This window comes from uncultured Kordia sp. (assembly GCF_947496985.1).
GTDB lineage: Bacteria > Bacteroidota > Bacteroidia > Flavobacteriales > Flavobacteriaceae > Kordia.
On the sequence record NZ_CANMEZ010000001.1, the window covers coordinates 692053 to 708088 of the forward strand.

The window sequence follows — 16036 nt, forward strand, 5'->3', positions numbered from 1 at the left end:
GTTTTTTGTTGGATTATCGTAAAGGAAACCCTTTTGCTGCCCACCAAGGATGCATTTCAATTTTTAATCGACCCGCTTTTACCATTGGATCTGAATTTGCCAAACTATCAGCCATTTCAAAGGTTGGCACATTGTAAATTGTGATACCACGAATATCGCCATCATCTCCAAAAGGACCTGATATATCTGCATAACCAAGTTCATACATTTTTCCTAAATGCGCCATATGTAAACCTTGTAAACTGTCTGCAACCTCTTTCGATTGAGAACGATTTTCTCCTTTTTTTAAAAACGCTATAAAGTATTGCTGCATCAACATAGTATCTTTGGTTTTTTCGTCTACATAATCAAAAATTTTAAATCCTTTTGCTACTAATTCTTTTTTGAGTTGTAGTGCTGATTTCTGTACAGTTGCAGCCTCTTTTTCTGCTGTTTTCTCTGGTGTCTTATTGCATGAAAAACAAAAGATTATAATAAAAAATACACAGATATATTTATTCATAATGCCAGGTTTTATAAGGTTTTTTACTTAGTTGCGAGTTGTAATATTTTTTTTGTCCTGTGACTTCATTGCCAAGCCAACTTGGAGTTTCAAATGTTTCATCTTCGTGTTGTAATTCTACTTCAGCGACAATTAATCCTTCATTTTGTCCAAAAAATTCATCCACTTCAAAAACATGATTGCCTTTTGGAATATTGTATCTAATTTTTTCAATAATTCCTTCTTCACACAATTGTAATAATTGTTTTGCTTCCGCGATGGAAATCGTCTTTTCCCACTCAAAACGACTTGTACCACTTTCGTTCGATTTTCCTTTGATTGTTAAAAATCCTTCATCACCCTTAATTCGTACACGAACTGTACGCTCAGGATGTGTATTAAGAAAACCTTGTGCTATTTCGAAGGAATTAACAGCTTCTTCTTTGAATTGTAAACCGTTAATGAGAAATTTTCGTTCTATTTCTTGCATGAATACTGTTATATAATGCTAAAGATATTATAATTTTGAATATGGATTTCGATTTCCCTTTACGAAAAATCATTCATGTGGATATGGACGCTTTTTACGCGTCTGTAGAACAGTTGGATAATCCTGAACTGAAAGGAAAACCCTTAGCCGTTGGTGGTGGATCAAAACGTGGTGTGGTAAGTGCAGCAAGTTATGAAGCTAGAAAGTTTGGTGTCCGAAGTGCTATTAGTGGTTTTTTAGCAAAGAAACGTTGTCCTGATTTGATTTTTGTGAAGCCAAGATATGCACGTTATCAAGAGATTTCTAAACAGATTCGCACTATTTTTTATGAATATACGGATTTAGTAGAACCGTTGTCATTGGATGAAGCGTATTTAGACGTAACACAGAATAAGAAAGGAAATCCAAGTGCTTCCATGATTGCTGAAGAAATTAGAGCTAAAATTTTGAAAGATATTGGCTTAACGGCTTCTGCTGGAATTTCAATTAATAAGTTTATTGCCAAAGTTGCGAGTGATTATCATAAACCTAATGGGCAAAAAACAGTTCCGCCTGAAGAAGTATTAGACTTTTTAGAAACCTTAGATATTCGGAAGTTTTACGGTGTTGGAAAAGTAACCGCCGAGCGCATGTATCAACTCGGAATTTTTACTGGAAAAGATTTAAAAAGGAAAGATATTGAATTCTTAACTGAGCATTTTGGTAAATCGGGAAGCTTCTATTATAATGTTGTGAGAGGAATTCACTTAAGTCCTGTAAAGCCGAATAGAATTGCTAAATCAGTAGCTGCTGAGCGTACGTTTTCAGATAATTTGACTAGTGAAATTTTCATGCTTGAAAAGCTTGAAAATATTGCCAATGAACTCGAAAGACGCTTAAAAAAGTATACCATTTCTGGAAAAACAATCACTTTGAAGATAAAATACAGTGATTTTACTACACAAACACGCAGCAAAACAATTCCTTATTTTATTTCAGATAAAAGCTTAATTTTAGAAACGGTCAAAGATTTATTATATCAAGAGAAATTGAAAAACTCTGTGCGTTTGTTGGGGATTTCTTTGAGTAATTTAAATACTGATAAGAAAGAGAAAAAGGAACAAAAAACTGAACAGAAAAAGAGTATTTCTGTCCAGTTAAAGTTTGATTTTTAGATCTATTTTTTTGTATTTAACTCATTGAAACCTTCGATAACACATATAACATTTCTGTTCCTATTTGTTGGCAACGTTCGTCATATTTTGCAGCTTCTTGTGAAGTTCCATCAAATGCTTTTGGGTCTTCAAACGGCAACGCAATTCTAAAGTCGGTTCCCGGAACAAAGGGACAACCTTCATCCGCTTCTGTACAAACCATAATGGCTGAAAATGCTTCTTTCGGGTTTGGATCATCTTCAAATCGCTTTGAAAACGCTTGATATACTTCTTGATTTTCTTTCCAAGAAACAGCATATTTTGGATTATTTGCTTCTGTTGCTATTTCTACCTTAAAACCAATTCTTTGTACAGCTGCTATTGCATTTGGATGAAATGCCGTTGCTTCTGTTCCTCCTGAAAAACTTTCTAGTTTTGGCAGTTTATAGTAATCGCCCGCAGCTGCCAACCATAGTTGTCCTAAATGACTTCTACGTGAATTGTGCGTACAAATCACAATTAATTTTGGCGTTTGTTTTTCAGTATATTTTTGCTGAATATACGCTGATAGTTTTTCTAATTGTAATTTTCTATCTGCTGAAATTGTATCAAACTGTTGTACTAGTTTTTCAATGTTTTGTTGTAGTTGTTGAAAAATCATAATTTATTTTTTTCTAAATTGAAATCTCTATTTTAATTGTTAGTTGTAAAAAAATATGCTTCAATTACAGTATAGTATTTGAAGCATAAATTGTTTTTATAAAAGTATATGTTAGTTAGCATTATTCAATTAGCGAAACACGTAAGGTATTTACCATTCCCTTGTCTGTAATTGGCATAGCTGCTAAATTGATTAGCATATCATTTTTCTTTACAAACCCTTTTTCTTTAGCGATTCTGTTAACATCTTCAACAGTATCATCTGTACTTACAAATTTATCATAGAAGAATGCTTTTACGCCCCAAAGTAGGTTCAATTGTGAAAGAATTCTATAGTTTGATGTAAATACTAAAATATGTGAATCTGGTCGCCAAGCCGAAATTTGGAATGCAGTATATCCACTATTGGTAAGTGTACAAATTGCTTTTGCTTTAATTTCGTTTGCCATATGCGAAGCGTGATAACATACAGATTTTGTAATGTAACGCTTGGTGCGAATGTGTGGTGGCGAATGTGGTACATTAATTAGTGGGGAATCTTCGACACTTTTAATGATTCTGGTCATTTGCTCAATTACTTGTACAGGATATTTACCAACCGAAGTTTCTCCTGATAACATTACAGCATCAGCTCCATCCATTACAGAGTTGGCAACATCATTTACCTCAGCTCTTGTTGGTGTTAAACTTGTAATCATTGTTTCCATCATTTGGGTAGCAATAATTACAGGAATTCTAGCTTTTTTAGCACGTAATACTAATTGTTTTTGGATTAATGGAACTTCTTGTGCAGGCACTTCTACTCCTAAATCACCACGTGCCACCATTAAACCATCACAATAAGCAACAATTTTATCTATATTTTCAACGGCTTCTGGTTTTTCAATTTTTGCAATAATTGGAATTTTATGTTCCGAATGCTCATTAATAATCGCCTGTAAATCCATTAAATCTTGACTGTGACGTACAAACGAAAGTGCTAACCAATCCACTTCTTGCCCAATAGCAAAAATAGCATCATTCACATCTTTTTCTGTCAATGCAGGCAATGAGATATCAGTATTTGGAAGGTTTACTCCTTTTTTAGATTTTAATGGTCCACCTTGAATTACTTTCGTCGTTACTTCTTGTTTTCCATCTGTATCGACTACTTCAAACATAAGTTTTCCATCATCTAAAAGAATACGTTCACCAGCTTTTACATCTCTTGGAAAATTAGTGTAATTCATATACACTCTCTTAGAATTTCCTTTGAATTCTTTTCCTGTACAGAATTTGATTTCATCTCCTGGTTCTACAATGACATCTTCAGACATTACTCCAACTCTCAGTTTTGGACCTTGTAAATCGGCTAATATTGACGTGTTATATCCGTATTCTTTGCTCAGCTCACGAATCATTGCAATACGCTCTTTTACGTCATCATAATTGGCATGCGAAAAGTTGATGCGAAATACATCTACTCCTTGCTCAATCATTTTTTTAAGGATATCCTTAGAACTTGTTGCAGGTCCTAACGTAGCTACTATTTTCGTCTTTTTTCTTTTTGGCATTACTCAAAAATTAAATTGTTTTTAGATTTTAGTTGATTGGGGTTTATGGTATATGCAGTAATTACTTCTGCAATAGCATTTACTTTTGACACAATAAGTTTGGAAGATTTTAAGTAATTATCTGTTTCAATTTTGATAAAATAATCTACTCGTTTTCGTTCAGGAATCAAATATTTAGATACTAATTGTTTTCCTTGTTGTTCCGAAAATAATGATCCTGCACTTGCCACACGTTCTACTTCTTTTTTGCTTGTATTTGCAACCAAATTCCATTTGATGCAATTTTCATCATCATCCCATTCATAAATTGAAAAAGAAGCTTCCATATAATTGTAATCCAAATCTTCCGATTTTCGCGCTAATTTCAAATTCAGATTTGTATTTAGAAGATATGCCAATCGATAATCTTCTGTTGAGCAATGAATTGCTATCAGGGTATAGTTATCTTCTTCAAAATCATCCTCAAAGAGTTTATGAATTGCCATAAATCTTACAATTAGCATTGTAAATATATAATTTAATGACTACATAAATGTTATTTTTTTATAATGTTTCTAAAGAATTCATAACGAAAACGTTATCGTTGAAGGTTTACTTTTTTGAAATCGTAAATTTTGAGTAAAATTGTTGTAAAATCTTCTGAAAAAGAATAGAATCTAACTATAATTTTAGATAGATATTTGTGATTGAAAAGCAAAATAAGCGCGTTTTGAAGCTTTTTCCTCTGCTTTCTTTTTAGATGTTGCACGTGCTTTTCCTGCAACTCTGTTATCAATAAAAAGCTTTACTGCAAAATGTTTTAATTCGTCATTTCCAGTATCTTCATAAACGTCAAATTTGAAGTTTTTCTTCTCTTTCTGACACCATTCAATAAGTAAACTTTTATAACTAATAACTTTCCCTTCCAAACGTTCGATATCTACATATGGAGAAATGACACGGTAGTGAATAAAGCGCTCGCAGTATTTATATCCTTTGTCTAAAAAAATAGCACCAACTAGCGCTTCAAATAAATTTCCGTGAATGTTTTCACCAAAATTATCTTTTGGAATGCGTGATTGTACAAGTTCTATAAGTTTTAAATCGCGTCCGAGTTCATTTAAATGTTCACGACTCACAATTTTAGAGCGCATTTTAGTTAAATAACCTTCATTCCCTGAAGGAACTTCGGTAAATAAGTACGCAGAAATAACACTGCTTAACATAGCGTCACCTAAAAACTCTAAACGTTCATAGTTTACAGAATTCCCTTTCGCATCTTTCTGATTCATAGATCGATGCGTAAATGCTTTCTTATAAAACTTCTTTCTTCGTGTTTTAAATCCTAGAATATCTTCGAGTTCAACAAAAAAATTCCCGTCTTTATTGGATCGGGAATTTAATATTTTTCGAACAAAATTCATTGAACTTGAATTAGTCTAATTTTTTAAATAACACACAAGCATTATGTCCTCCAAAACCAAATGTGTTGCTCATAGCAACTTTTACATCTCGTTTTTGGGCTTCGTTGAGTGTTAAGTTGAGACTCGGATCTATATTTTCATCTACGGTAGAATGATTTATTGTTGGCGGTACAATTCCATGTTCTATGGAAAGTATAGAGGCAATTGCTTCAATAGCTCCAGCCGCTCCTAATAAATGTCCTGTCATGGACTTCGTAGAATTTATATTTATGTTTTTAGCATGCGTTCCAAAAACTTCTGTAATTGCTTTTAGCTCTGCTACATCTCCTAACGGAGTAGATGTTCCATGTGTATTGATATGATCAACATCTTCTGGACTCATTCCAGCATTTTCAAGACAGTTTTTCATAACGGCTACAACACCAATTCCATCTGGATGCGGCGCTGTCATGTGGTATGCATCTGAAGATAAACCTCCACCAACAACTTCTGCATATATTTTTGCGCCTCTTGCTTTTGCATGCTCATATTCTTCAAGAACAATTGCTCCTGCTCCTTCTCCTAATACAAAACCATCTCTGGTTGCATCAAATGGTCTTGAGGCACTTTGTGGATCGTCATTGCGTGTTGACATGGCGTGCATGGCGTTAAATCCACCCATTCCAGCAATCGTAACAGCAGCTTCACTTCCACCTGTTACAATAACATCACAATGTCCTAATCTAATATTGTTTAAAGCATCAATCATGGCATTTGCTGATGATGCACAGGCAGATACTGTTGTATAATTTGGCCCCATAAATCCATATTTAATAGAAATATTCCCTGGCGCAATATCTGCAATCATTTTTGGGATAAAGAAAGGGTTGAATTTTGGAGTTCCATCACCATTAGCGAAGTTAATTACTTCTTCTTGGAATGTTTCTAAACCACCAATTCCAGCTCCCCATATAACACCAACTCTTAATTTGTTGATGCTTTCTAGATCAAGTTTTGCATCTGCAATTGCTTCATCGGAAGCAACCATTGCATACTGCGAAAACTTATCCATTTTTCTAGCATTCTTTCTGTGAATAAAATCTGTAACGGTAAAGTTCTTTACTTCACAAGCGAATTTTGTCTTAAATTTCTCGGCGTCAAAATGTGTCACTGGCGCAGCTCCGCTCTTTCCTGAAAGAAGTCCATCCCAATATTCACCTACGGTATTCCCGATTGGAGTCAATGCTCCTAAACCTGTAACTACAACTCGCTTTAATTCCATCTTTAATAAGTTCGTTTAAAAATTAAGAAGAAATCCCTTTAACAAAACATTAGAATGCAAGATTTGCATTCTAATGTATTTTTTAAATATAGAAATTTTATTCTTTCTTTACTTTTTTGCTTCTTCAATGTAAGAGATAGCTTGACCAACAGTAGCAATGTTTTCTGCTTGATCATCCGGAATTTGAATATCAAATTCTTTTTCGAATTCCATAATCAATTCTACGGTGTCCAGTGAATCTGCACCTAAGTCATTAGTGAAGCTAGCTTCCTGAACAACTTCGTTTTCATCTACACCTAATTTGTCTACGATAATCGCTTTTACTCTTGATGCAATGTCTGACATAATCTTATAGTTTTTAAAATTTAATTGTTGGCAAAAATAAAAAACTTTAATTTAAAACAACATTTTGTTTAAAAAATGTGATCTAATTTACTAAAATTTTAGAATAAGTAATTTGCTTTTACCTTCATTTTGTTAATAATTATTCTTTTTTTTGTCGAAACAACAGTCACTAAAATTCCATTCTTTTCTATGAAGCGTATCGCAATTTTTGCTTCGGGTTCCGGAACCAATGCTGAAAATATTATTCGATATTTTCAAGAACGAAATAACGCTTCCGTTGTTCAAGTTCTGACTAACAATCAACATGCCAAAGTTTTAGACAGGTCTAAAGCACTGAAAATCAGCGCATTTAGCTTTAACAGAACTGCACTATATCGCAGTGATGATGTTCTAAATCTTTTACAAAGTGCGCATATTGACCTCATTGTCCTTGCTGGTTTTCTATGGAAATTCCCTGAACATATTCTGGCTGCATTCCCCAACAAAGTCGTTAATATTCATCCAGCCTTACTTCCAAAATATGGAGGAAAAGGCATGTACGGATCACATGTGCATGATGCTGTCGTTGCAAATAAAGAAAAAGAAAGTGGCATTACCATACATTTTGTTAATGAAAATTACGATGAAGGTGCTATTATTTTCCAAGCGAAGACCATTTTGACCGAAACTGACACCTCTGAAACGGTTGCAAAAAAGATACATGAGCTAGAATATGCACATTTTCCAACAATCATTGAACAAGTATTAATTTCAAATCCAGATACGGAATAATGGCAGATGTTCATATATATACAGATGGATCTTCTAGAGGAAATCCAGGACCAGGTGGCTACGGAATTGTGATGGAATGGGTTGGAAAACCATACCGAAAAGAATTTTCTGAAGGATATCGTAAAACAACAAACAATCGAATGGAGTTGTTAGCCGTTATTGTTGCCTTGGAAAAACTAAAATTCATGCATACAGAAGCAAAAGTATTTACAGATTCTAAATATGTAGTAGATTCTGTGGAGAAAAAATGGGTTTTTGGTTGGGAGAAAAAAGGATTTTCTGGAAAGAAGAATAGCGACTTATGGATGCGTTTTTTAAAAATATACAGAAGACATATTGTGCGGTTTCAATGGATTAAAGGGCATAATAATCATGTGCAAAATGAACGTTGTGACTTTTTAGCCGTTGAAGCTTCCAAAAAAGAGAAGCTAAAAATTGATACTTTCCATGAAAGTGAAAGCAATAAACTACTATAAATAGCTTTTCTGGTATCATATTTGTATTTTTGCGTTTATAATTCCCTCAGAATCAAACATGAAAATCTACATTGCTATTCTTAGCTTCTTATTTTTTACGCCACTTTTTGCCCAAAAAACGTGGAAATTAAAAAAGGATAAAAACGATATTCAGATTTACACAAAATCTATAGATTCCAGTAAAATAAAGGCATACAAGGTTGAAATGACCATTGAAAGTTCTGTAGATACAGTAAAAGATATCATTATTGACGGCGACCAACTACATGTATGGAATTATAAAGCTATTGACAGCAAACTCCTTAAAAAAACTTCAGAAAGTGAATATCTTATTTGGATGGCACTTGATCTTCCTTGGCCTTTACGCAATAGAGATGTAGTTATTTCGCTTTCGCTGAAAAGAATCTCTAAAGACACTCTTCGTATTGATATTATGGCAGCTTCCGATGCGTATGAAATTCAAGAAGATTATTTACGCATTACCTATTTTGAAGGATATTGGTTGTTGGAACAAACAGACAATTTTGTAAAAATTACACATCAAATGCACGGCGACCCGAGCGGAAACTTACCTAGTTGGTTTGTAAATAGTACTATAGCAAGAGCACCATACCACAACTTTATCGCATTACGCGAACGCGCACAATAACACTATATTTCAACACTTTAGACTAAAAAAAAACGAAAAACCCACATCTACTTCTTTACACTATTTTCTTGGGAAAATTTTATGTAAGTTTGCAAAAATTTTAATTAGAAAAATGAGCAAATTATTAATTGTTGGGACGGTTGCTTTTGATGCTATTGAAACGCCATTTGGAAAAACAGATAAAATCTTAGGTGGCGCAGCTACATATATTGGATTATCTGCTTCAAATTTTAATGTAGATTCAGCTATTGTATCTGTTGTTGGGGAAGATTTTCCACAAGAATATCTAGACATGCTAGCTGCTAGAAATATTGATATTTCAGGAATAGAAGTTGTAAAAGGAGGAAAAACATTCTTTTGGAGTGGAAAATATCATAATGATATGAATTCTAGAGATACGTTAGTTACAGAACTAAATGTATTGGCAGATTTTAACCCAGTTGTTCCAGAAAATTATAAAGATGCAGAAATTGTAATGTTAGGAAACTTACATCCTGGTGTTCAAATGAGCGTAATTAATCAAATGAGTGTAAAACCTAAGTTAATTGTATTAGACACAATGAACTTTTGGATGGATTGCGCATGGGACGATTTATTAGCCGTTATCAAAAAAGTAGACGTAATTACAATTAATGACGAAGAAGCGCGTCAATTATCTGGTGAATACTCTTTAGTAAAAGCTGCACAGAAGATTCATGAAATGGGTCCTAAATATGTAGTAATTAAAAAAGGAGAGCACGGAGCATTGATTTTCAATGATGGAAACATCTTTTTTGCACCAGCACTACCTTTAGAAGAAGTATTTGATCCAACTGGAGCTGGAGATACATTTGCAGGAGGCTTTTCAGGATACATTGCAAAACACGAAGATATTTCATTCGAAAGTATGAAAAACGCCATTATTTATGGTTCTAATTTGGCTTCTTTCTGTGTAGAGAAGTTTGGAACACAACGAATGGAATCGCTCACAAAGGAAGAAATTACAGAACGCCTGAAGCAGTTTAAACAACTGACTCAGTTCGAAATAGAAGTAAACTAAAAAAACGCGCTCAAAACTGAGCGCTTTTTTTTGTCACAATAAGTAACAACAACACAACAAACTACAACAATGAGTGACGCTTTGAAACACGAGTGCGGTATTGCACTTTTAAGGCTTTTAAAACCATTAGACTACTATAAGAAAAAATATGGTACTGCATTTTATGGAATCAATAAGATGTACTTACTAATGGAAAAACAACACAATAGAGGGCAAGATGGAGCCGGATTGGCAAGCATTAAACTCGATATGAATCCAGGAGAACGCTACATAAGTAGAGTACGCTCTAACCAACAACAACCAATTCAAGATATTTTTGCGCAAGTAAATGAGCGCATCAACAATATTTTAGAAGAAAAGCCTGAGCTTAATGATGATGTTGCACGTCAGAAATCAGAATTACCATATGTTGGCGAATTATTTTTAGGACATGTACGTTATGGTACCTTTGGTAAAAATAGTATTGAAAGCGTACATCCGTTTTTAAGACAAAATAACTGGATGCATCGTAATTTGATTGTCGCTGGGAATTTTAACATGACCAATGTAAATCAACTTTTTGAAAACTTAATCCAGATTGGACAGCATCCAAAAGAGAAGGCAGACACCATTACTATTATGGAAAAAATTGGTCACTTTTTGGATGATGCTGTTGCCAAATTATACAAAAAACTAAAGGCAGAAGGGTACAATAAGCAAGAAGCTTCTCCACAAATTGCAGAACGTTTGAATATTGCCAAAATATTGAAAAGATCTGCAAAAGATTGGGATGGTGGTTATGCTATGGCAGGATTGTTAGGTCATGGAGATTCTTTTGTATTACGTGATCCTGCAGGAATTCGTCCAGCATATTACTACCAAGATGATGAAATTGTAGTGGTAACTTCGGAACGTCCTGTGATTCAAACTGTTTTTAATGTAGATTTTGATGATGTAAAGGAAATTGACCCTGGAAACGCATTAATCATTAAGAAGAATGGAACGGTTCAAACGAAAGAAATTTTAGCACCTTTAGAACGCAAAGCTTGCTCTTTTGAACGTATTTATTTTTCACGCGGAAGCGATGCAGAAATCTATCAAGAACGAAAAATGTTAGGAAAACTATTACTGCCTAATGTTTTGAAAGCGATTGATGATGACATTAGAAATACAGTATTTTCGTTTATTCCAAATACCGCCGAAACTTCATTTTTTGGACTTACAGAAGCAGTAGAAGAATACTTGAATGAACGTAAAACCAACGAAATTTTAAATGGACAACGCTCGTTATCTGCTGAAAAAGTACGTGAAATTCTTTCAGAAAGACCAAGAGTTGAAAAAATTGCCATTAAAGATGTAAAACTTCGAACATTTATCACAGAAGATAGCAGTCGTGATGATTTGGTTGCGCACGTATACGATGTAACTTACGGCGTAATACAACCTGAAGATAATTTGGTAATTATTGATGATAGTATTGTGCGTGGAACAACGCTAAAGAAAAGTATCATTAAAATGATGGATCGTTTGCATCCAAAGAAAATTGTTGTGGTGTCTTCTGCGCCACAAATACGCTATCCTGATTGTTATGGTATTGATATGGCTCGAATGGAAGATTTAATTGCTTTTAGAGCAGCTTTAGAGCTATTGAAAGACCAAAATAATTATAGCTTAGTAGATGTAGTCTATAAAAAATGTAAAGCACAAGAAAATTTACAAGATATTGATGTGAAAAACTTCGTGAAAGAGATATATGCTCCTTTTACAGATGAAGAAATTTCAGAAAAAATAAGTGAACTAATCAAGACTGATGTTGTAAACGCGGAAGTAAATGTAATTTTCCAAAATGTTGCCAATCTTAATAAAGCATGCCCAAATAATTTAGGAGATTGGTACTTTACAGGAAACTATCCTACAAATGGAGGAAATCGTGTTGTAAACCGCGCTTTTATTAATTTTTACGAAGGAAATAAAGAGCGTGCTTATTAGGCTTTTTTAACCCAATAAAAAAAGATGTTTTTGGTGTAAGAATTTTTATCTTGCTGATACTGAAATCATAAATAAAAGTTAAAATACACACTTAGTCTAAAAAAGAGGTATTTGGTCTGATTTATTAGGTGAGATTTATACACTCTACTTACATTAGCAATGCCATAGCATAAGTAGGTTAAGTTCATGGTAAGATTTGGGGCAAAAAAAGGTGGTTTATTCCACCTTTTTTTATGCGCAATAGTGAAATAAATCGCTTTACTTCGACAAGCTCAGTGTAAACGCTTTTAGACTTGTTTCCACGAAAGTGGAAATCTCTTAGATGCTTACTCAGAAGAATAAATTTTCAAACTTTATCAAAGTATTATTTGAAAAATGTTGACTCCCAATTTTAAAAGTCTTGCTTCTTTTTTTAGATTGCTTCACTATTAGACTTGCTACTACCTAAGCAGGAAATTACATTGAAACACTTTAGACTCTCATCTTTACAGGAACGATATCAAAAAACATCTTGAATCTTGAATCCTAACTTTAGGTTCTAAAAACCATAAAAAAAGACGAACATTACTGTTCGCCTTTCTTATTTTATAGAAGTTTCTTTTTACTTCTTATTTGTTTGCTGCATAACGCTTTTCAACTTCGTTCCAGTTAATTACATTAAAGAATGCATTAATATAATCAGGACGTCTGTTTTGATAGTTTAAGTAATATGCATGTTCCCAAACATCTAACCCTAAAATTGGTGTTCCTCCGCAAGTAACTCCTGGCATTAATGGATTGTCTTGATTTGGTGTAGAACATACTTCTACTTTCCCTCCTTTATGTACACAAAGCCAAGCCCATCCAGAACCAAACTGTGTTGCAGCTGCTTTGCTAAATGCTTCAATAAATGCTTCTTTAGAACCAAAAGCAGCCTCAATAGCATCTTTTAATTCTCCTGAAAGATATCCTCTATCTTCTGGATTCATTACTTCCCAAAAAAGACTGTGGTTGTAAAATCCACCTCCATTATTACGAACTCCAGCATTATTCATATCTAAATTCGTTAAAATATCTTCGATTGATTTTCCTTCTAAATCAGTTCCTGCTATAGCAGCGTTTAATTTGTTCGTATATCCATTATGATGTTTAGAATGGTGAATCTCCATTGTTCTTGCGTCAATATTTGGTTCTAAAGCATCGTATGCGTATGATAATTTTGGTAATTCAAAAGCCATTATATCTATATTTATTAATTAAACATTAGTTTTTATACTTCAAAAATAATCATCTATCGTCACATAATAAAACGATTAGAACAGATTCTAACAATCTTCACATAAAGTTAATCTATTTTGAACGCTGTACTGAAAATGCAATAACATCGCTTCTTCAATGGCTTCAAATTCTTTTTGTCATTATATCTATTGACAAGTACTTCTGTTTTTTACGGCTATTTCTTTTAATAGTTTTAAACTATGATTGGTGGAAATATAGCGCTCAAAAATCACACAATCACCTCTAAACATAAACAATAGTAACACCTTAAACTTTATTAATTATGAAAAAGAATATCCTTTCACTACTCCTATTTCTTTCAATTAGTTGTGTCGTAAACGCTACCAATGCAAATAAATCAATTCAAGAAAACAACCCTGAATTTGACATTGTAAGTTATTTTTGTGCTAGTTCTAATTATGTCATAAATGCTAAATCGCATATTACAGATACTGGACCACAAGATTATAAATGGAAACTTTACGAAACTTCTATACAAGGTTCTACATCGTTAGATGATGTTATCAATGTTGGTCAAGCCCAAGGAGGAAACTCGAGTGCTATATTTTTAGTAAGTCCTCAAAAATTTTACTTCATCAGCCATAGAGTAAAAAAAGAAGCCAATGGAACGTTTGAGGAAACGAGAATGGCAGTTCCGCAATACTTCCAAGGAATAACAACATTTACTTTAGAAGATTTTGTCAGTATGGAAAGAGCTGTTTTTTGCGATAAAGATGAAATTTTTTTGAATCCTGTGGGGTCGCAAGGAGAAGGGTTTTATAAAATAAGTATTGAAAGACGCTTTGCAGGAGTAGGAATCGTAGGAAATTTTACAGATTATCAAGAAATTGATTGGTTTCCTCCGTATACAGTAAGTGTTCTTTTAAATGATGAATTTACAACTGCACAATTCCCTAATTACTTTGCACCAAATTATGAATATAAAATCACGTTTTCACTTACGGATGGAACTTCTTGCGGAAGCACATCACTACAAAAAATCTTTAAAATAATAGCTGATTGCAGTGCTTGTGAAGAAGCTACACCTCCAAAAAATTTACAAGTCAATGGAAATACCCTTTCATGGGATCCTGTAATTGGAGCTACTAGTTATGTAGTGTTTTCACCATCTCAATCGGAAATCGCTTGTTCATGTAAAGGAATTACCATGCATGCGCCTATTCAAGTATTTACAAATAGTTATACTGTACTTCCAGAGTTAGCAAAAAAATGTTTTCTATGGAAAGTACAAGCTATTTGCAACTATGGAGCTTCAGGAATAACATCAGAAGAAACAATGTGTTATGGAGGTTTTCAGGTTGAAAAAGAAAGAATTAATACAGTTTCAATTTCACCAAATCCAACCAAAGGAATCATGAATTTTGAAATAGATGCGCTACAAACTACGGAAGTTGCCATTACCATATATAATTTTTCAGGACATAAAATTACCTCCTTTATACAATCTGTAGCTGAAAAAAAACAAAATACATTCACATACAATAAAACGAATAGACTAAGCAAGGGAATATACTTTATTCATTTCAAAACAGGCACTCAAACAATTATCAAAAAGATCATAATCAATTAATTGTCATTCATTAAAAGCAGCTTAAAAATACTACAAATTGCTGTACTCATTTTTAAGACACTTTTCATTTCTTTACTTAAAAGGGTAACAACTTAACCAACTGATACTCTATATAATATAACGTCTAACTTAAAATTTTCAAATCATGAAAAAAAAGAATTTAATTAAGAAATTACAGTTCAAAAAAACACAAGTATCTAATTTAGGAAAAAACCAAGTTATTGGTGGAGGATCAAGATATGTGTGCGAACCTGTTGATTTATCATTATTAGAAACATGTTATCCAGGATGTGGATTGACAGAAAAATGTACACAATTTAGAACCTGTAACAATGTTACGTTTTTAAATTGTACGGTTTACAATTGCCCAACAAATGATTGCGGAACAAATGCTGGCTGTGGAACAGGAGGAAATTCTGGAGGAATCTCTTGCCCAGGATACGAGTGCTAAAAAGTTGTAATTGAAAACGTAAGAAATCCAGTTTTGTAATGAAACTGGATTTTTCTGTTTGTATTATTTATTTTTTAATGCTTCCGCAAGAATTGAAAAATATAGACTACTTAAAATATTAAGAATTTACTGATACATTCTAAAATACTTTTCGTTTCTTTATAAAAGCATCAACTTAACCAACTGATACTCTTAATCATATAATAACAAATCAAAAATTTTCAAATCATGAAAAAAAAGAACCTAATCAAAAAGCTACAATTCAAAAAAACACAAGTATCAAATCTTTCCGAAACCAAAATCATTGGTGGGTTAGCCGATACAAGACCAATACTAACAGCGCGCTGTACCGAGTTTAGAACTTGCAACGAAATTACGATTGCTACTTGTCTTACAGACGAATGTCATACCGCACGCTGCACAAACTTATGTACAAATTGGTGTACTATATAAAGTCGTCTCTTGAATTTTACACATAAAAAATATTCCATTCCAGCTTTATAATGAA

At 33.3% G+C, this 16036-nt stretch carries 18 protein-coding genes; 9 read left to right on the forward strand and 9 right to left on the reverse strand.

Features of this window, described 5'->3' with window-relative positions; all coding sequences use genetic code 11:
- Window positions 1-13: 13 nt before the first annotated feature.
- Window positions 14-502, reverse strand: coding sequence for a hypothetical protein (locus tag Q0828_RS03205; RefSeq protein WP_298417621.1), 489 nt, complete (start codon window positions 500-502; stop codon window positions 14-16).
- Window positions 495-971 carry a CYTH domain-containing protein gene (locus tag Q0828_RS03210; protein ID WP_298417623.1) on the reverse strand — a complete coding sequence of 159 codons (477 nt, stop codon included), beginning with the start codon at window positions 969-971 and terminating at the stop codon, window positions 495-497. Before Q0828_RS03210 ends, Q0828_RS03205 begins: the two co-directional genes overlap by 8 nt.
- Before the next feature lie 41 nt (window positions 972-1012).
- Here Q0828_RS03210 and dinB point away from each other — a divergent pair, with 41 nt between their 5' ends.
- A complete protein-coding gene (gene dinB / locus Q0828_RS03215) occupies window positions 1013-2125 on the forward strand; it encodes a DNA polymerase IV (protein ID WP_298417625.1) in 1113 nt (370 codons plus the stop codon).
- 16 nt (window positions 2126-2141) lie between these two features.
- Here dinB and Q0828_RS03220 read toward each other — a convergent pair whose 3' ends face one another.
- The 6 genes from Q0828_RS03220 to Q0828_RS03245 all read right to left on the reverse strand — a co-directional run bounded on the left by Q0828_RS03220 (window position 2142) and on the right by Q0828_RS03245 (window position 7326).
- On the reverse strand, window positions 2142-2765 hold the full coding sequence (locus tag Q0828_RS03220) for a hypothetical protein (RefSeq protein WP_298417627.1): 624 nt from the start codon (window positions 2763-2765) through the stop codon (window positions 2142-2144).
- Between the two features lie 121 nt (window positions 2766-2886).
- Window positions 2887-4317, reverse strand: a complete 1431-nt coding sequence (gene pyk, locus Q0828_RS03225) for a pyruvate kinase (RefSeq protein ID WP_298417629.1) — start codon at window positions 4315-4317, stop codon at window positions 2887-2889.
- Window positions 4317-4802: an IPExxxVDY family protein gene (locus Q0828_RS03230; protein WP_298417631.1), complete on the reverse strand. Its 486-nt coding sequence runs from the start codon at window positions 4800-4802 to the stop codon at window positions 4317-4319. The genes pyk and Q0828_RS03230 overlap by 1 nt, the downstream gene beginning before the upstream one ends.
- 183 nt (window positions 4803-4985) lie before the next feature.
- The gene (gene rnc / locus Q0828_RS03235) at window positions 4986-5720 is read right to left on the reverse strand and encodes a ribonuclease III (protein ID WP_298417632.1); all 735 of its coding nucleotides are present in this window, start codon (window positions 5718-5720) and stop codon (window positions 4986-4988) included.
- A 10-nt stretch (window positions 5721-5730) separates the two neighbouring features.
- Window positions 5731-6981 carry a beta-ketoacyl-ACP synthase II gene (fabF, locus tag Q0828_RS03240; protein ID WP_298417633.1) on the reverse strand — a complete coding sequence of 417 codons (1251 nt, stop codon included), beginning with the start codon at window positions 6979-6981 and terminating at the stop codon, window positions 5731-5733.
- Window positions 6982-7089: 108 nt separating this feature from the next.
- A complete protein-coding gene (locus Q0828_RS03245; protein ID WP_108115526.1) occupies window positions 7090-7326 on the reverse strand; it encodes an acyl carrier protein in 237 nt (78 codons plus the stop codon).
- Window positions 7327-7515: 189 nt separating this feature from the next.
- On the opposite strand from Q0828_RS03245, the gene Q0828_RS03250 reads away from it, so the two are divergent.
- The 5 genes from Q0828_RS03250 (at window position 7516) to Q0828_RS03270 (ending at window position 12229) form a co-directional block, all read left to right on the forward strand.
- Window positions 7516-8097 carry a phosphoribosylglycinamide formyltransferase gene (locus tag Q0828_RS03250; protein ID WP_298417637.1) on the forward strand — a complete coding sequence of 194 codons (582 nt, stop codon included), beginning with the start codon at window positions 7516-7518 and terminating at the stop codon, window positions 8095-8097.
- Complete coding sequence (gene rnhA, locus Q0828_RS03255) at window positions 8097-8573, forward strand: ribonuclease HI (protein WP_298417639.1); 477 nt, start codon at window positions 8097-8099, stop codon at window positions 8571-8573. Before Q0828_RS03250 ends, rnhA begins: the two co-directional genes overlap by 1 nt.
- Before the next feature lie 58 nt (window positions 8574-8631).
- Window positions 8632-9222, forward strand: coding sequence for an START domain-containing protein (locus tag Q0828_RS03260; RefSeq protein WP_298417641.1), 591 nt, complete (start codon window positions 8632-8634; stop codon window positions 9220-9222).
- 112 nt (window positions 9223-9334) lie between these two features.
- Window positions 9335-10261 carry a PfkB family carbohydrate kinase gene (locus Q0828_RS03265; RefSeq protein WP_298417643.1) on the forward strand — a complete coding sequence of 309 codons (927 nt, stop codon included), beginning with the start codon at window positions 9335-9337 and terminating at the stop codon, window positions 10259-10261.
- 69 nt (window positions 10262-10330) lie between these two features.
- Window positions 10331-12229, forward strand: coding sequence for an amidophosphoribosyltransferase (locus tag Q0828_RS03270; RefSeq protein ID WP_298417645.1), 1899 nt, complete (start codon window positions 10331-10333; stop codon window positions 12227-12229).
- 608 nt (window positions 12230-12837) lie between these two features.
- Here the strand turns inward: Q0828_RS03270 and Q0828_RS03275 are convergent.
- A complete protein-coding gene (locus tag Q0828_RS03275; protein WP_298417646.1) occupies window positions 12838-13446 on the reverse strand; it encodes a superoxide dismutase in 609 nt (202 codons plus the stop codon).
- A 323-nt stretch (window positions 13447-13769) separates the two neighbouring features.
- Between Q0828_RS03275 and Q0828_RS03280 the strand changes: the two genes are divergently transcribed.
- The 3 genes from Q0828_RS03280 to Q0828_RS03290 all read left to right on the forward strand — a co-directional run bounded on the left by Q0828_RS03280 (window position 13770) and on the right by Q0828_RS03290 (window position 15981).
- Window positions 13770-15077, forward strand: a complete 1308-nt coding sequence (locus Q0828_RS03280) for a T9SS type A sorting domain-containing protein (RefSeq protein ID WP_298417648.1) — start codon at window positions 13770-13772, stop codon at window positions 15075-15077.
- 145 nt (window positions 15078-15222) lie between these two features.
- Entirely contained in the window at window positions 15223-15528 is a 306-nt protein-coding gene (locus Q0828_RS03285) for a hypothetical protein (protein WP_298417650.1), read from the forward strand.
- A gap of 228 nt (window positions 15529-15756) precedes the next feature.
- Entirely contained in the window at window positions 15757-15981 is a 225-nt protein-coding gene (locus tag Q0828_RS03290; RefSeq protein WP_298417652.1) for a class I lanthipeptide, read from the forward strand.
- Window positions 15982-16036: the final 55 nt, after the last annotated feature.

What these genes read in the sequence shown, in the direction of transcription:
- Q0828_RS03210 (WP_298417623.1), bottom strand. Translation starts at nt 971, where the DNA reads ATGCAAGAAATAGAACGAAAATTTCTCATTAACGGTTTACAATTCAAA.
- Q0828_RS03245 (WP_108115526.1), bottom strand. Translation starts at nt 7,326, where the DNA reads ATGTCAGACATTGCATCAAGAGTAAAAGCGATTATCGTAGACAAATTA.
- pyk (WP_298417629.1), bottom strand. Translation starts at nt 4,317, where the DNA reads ATGCCAAAAAGAAAAAAGACGAAAATAGTAGCTACGTTAGGACCTGCA.
- Q0828_RS03265 (WP_298417643.1), top strand. Translation starts at nt 9,335, where the DNA reads ATGAGCAAATTATTAATTGTTGGGACGGTTGCTTTTGATGCTATTGAA.
- rnc (WP_298417632.1), bottom strand. Translation starts at nt 5,720, where the DNA reads ATGAATTTTGTTCGAAAAATATTAAATTCCCGATCCAATAAAGACGGG.
- Q0828_RS03220 (WP_298417627.1), bottom strand. Translation starts at nt 2,765, where the DNA reads ATGATTTTTCAACAACTACAACAAAACATTGAAAAACTAGTACAACAG.
- rnhA (WP_298417639.1), top strand. Translation starts at nt 8,097, where the DNA reads ATGGCAGATGTTCATATATATACAGATGGATCTTCTAGAGGAAATCCA.
- Q0828_RS03205 (WP_298417621.1), bottom strand. Translation starts at nt 502, where the DNA reads ATGAATAAATATATCTGTGTATTTTTTATTATAATCTTTTGTTTTTCA.
- Q0828_RS03270 (WP_298417645.1), top strand. Translation starts at nt 10,331, where the DNA reads ATGAGTGACGCTTTGAAACACGAGTGCGGTATTGCACTTTTAAGGCTT.
- Q0828_RS03230 (WP_298417631.1), bottom strand. Translation starts at nt 4,802, where the DNA reads ATGGCAATTCATAAACTCTTTGAGGATGATTTTGAAGAAGATAACTAT.
- dinB (WP_298417625.1), top strand. Translation starts at nt 1,013, where the DNA reads ATGGATTTCGATTTCCCTTTACGAAAAATCATTCATGTGGATATGGAC.
- Q0828_RS03280 (WP_298417648.1), top strand. Translation starts at nt 13,770, where the DNA reads ATGAAAAAGAATATCCTTTCACTACTCCTATTTCTTTCAATTAGTTGT.
- fabF (WP_298417633.1), bottom strand. Translation starts at nt 6,981, where the DNA reads ATGGAATTAAAGCGAGTTGTAGTTACAGGTTTAGGAGCATTGACTCCA.
- Q0828_RS03290 (WP_298417652.1), top strand. Translation starts at nt 15,757, where the DNA reads ATGAAAAAAAAGAACCTAATCAAAAAGCTACAATTCAAAAAAACACAA.
- Q0828_RS03275 (WP_298417646.1), bottom strand. Translation starts at nt 13,446, where the DNA reads ATGGCTTTTGAATTACCAAAATTATCATACGCATACGATGCTTTAGAA.
- Q0828_RS03260 (WP_298417641.1), top strand. Translation starts at nt 8,632, where the DNA reads ATGAAAATCTACATTGCTATTCTTAGCTTCTTATTTTTTACGCCACTT.
- Q0828_RS03250 (WP_298417637.1), top strand. Translation starts at nt 7,516, where the DNA reads ATGAAGCGTATCGCAATTTTTGCTTCGGGTTCCGGAACCAATGCTGAA.
- Q0828_RS03285 (WP_298417650.1), top strand. Translation starts at nt 15,223, where the DNA reads ATGAAAAAAAAGAATTTAATTAAGAAATTACAGTTCAAAAAAACACAA.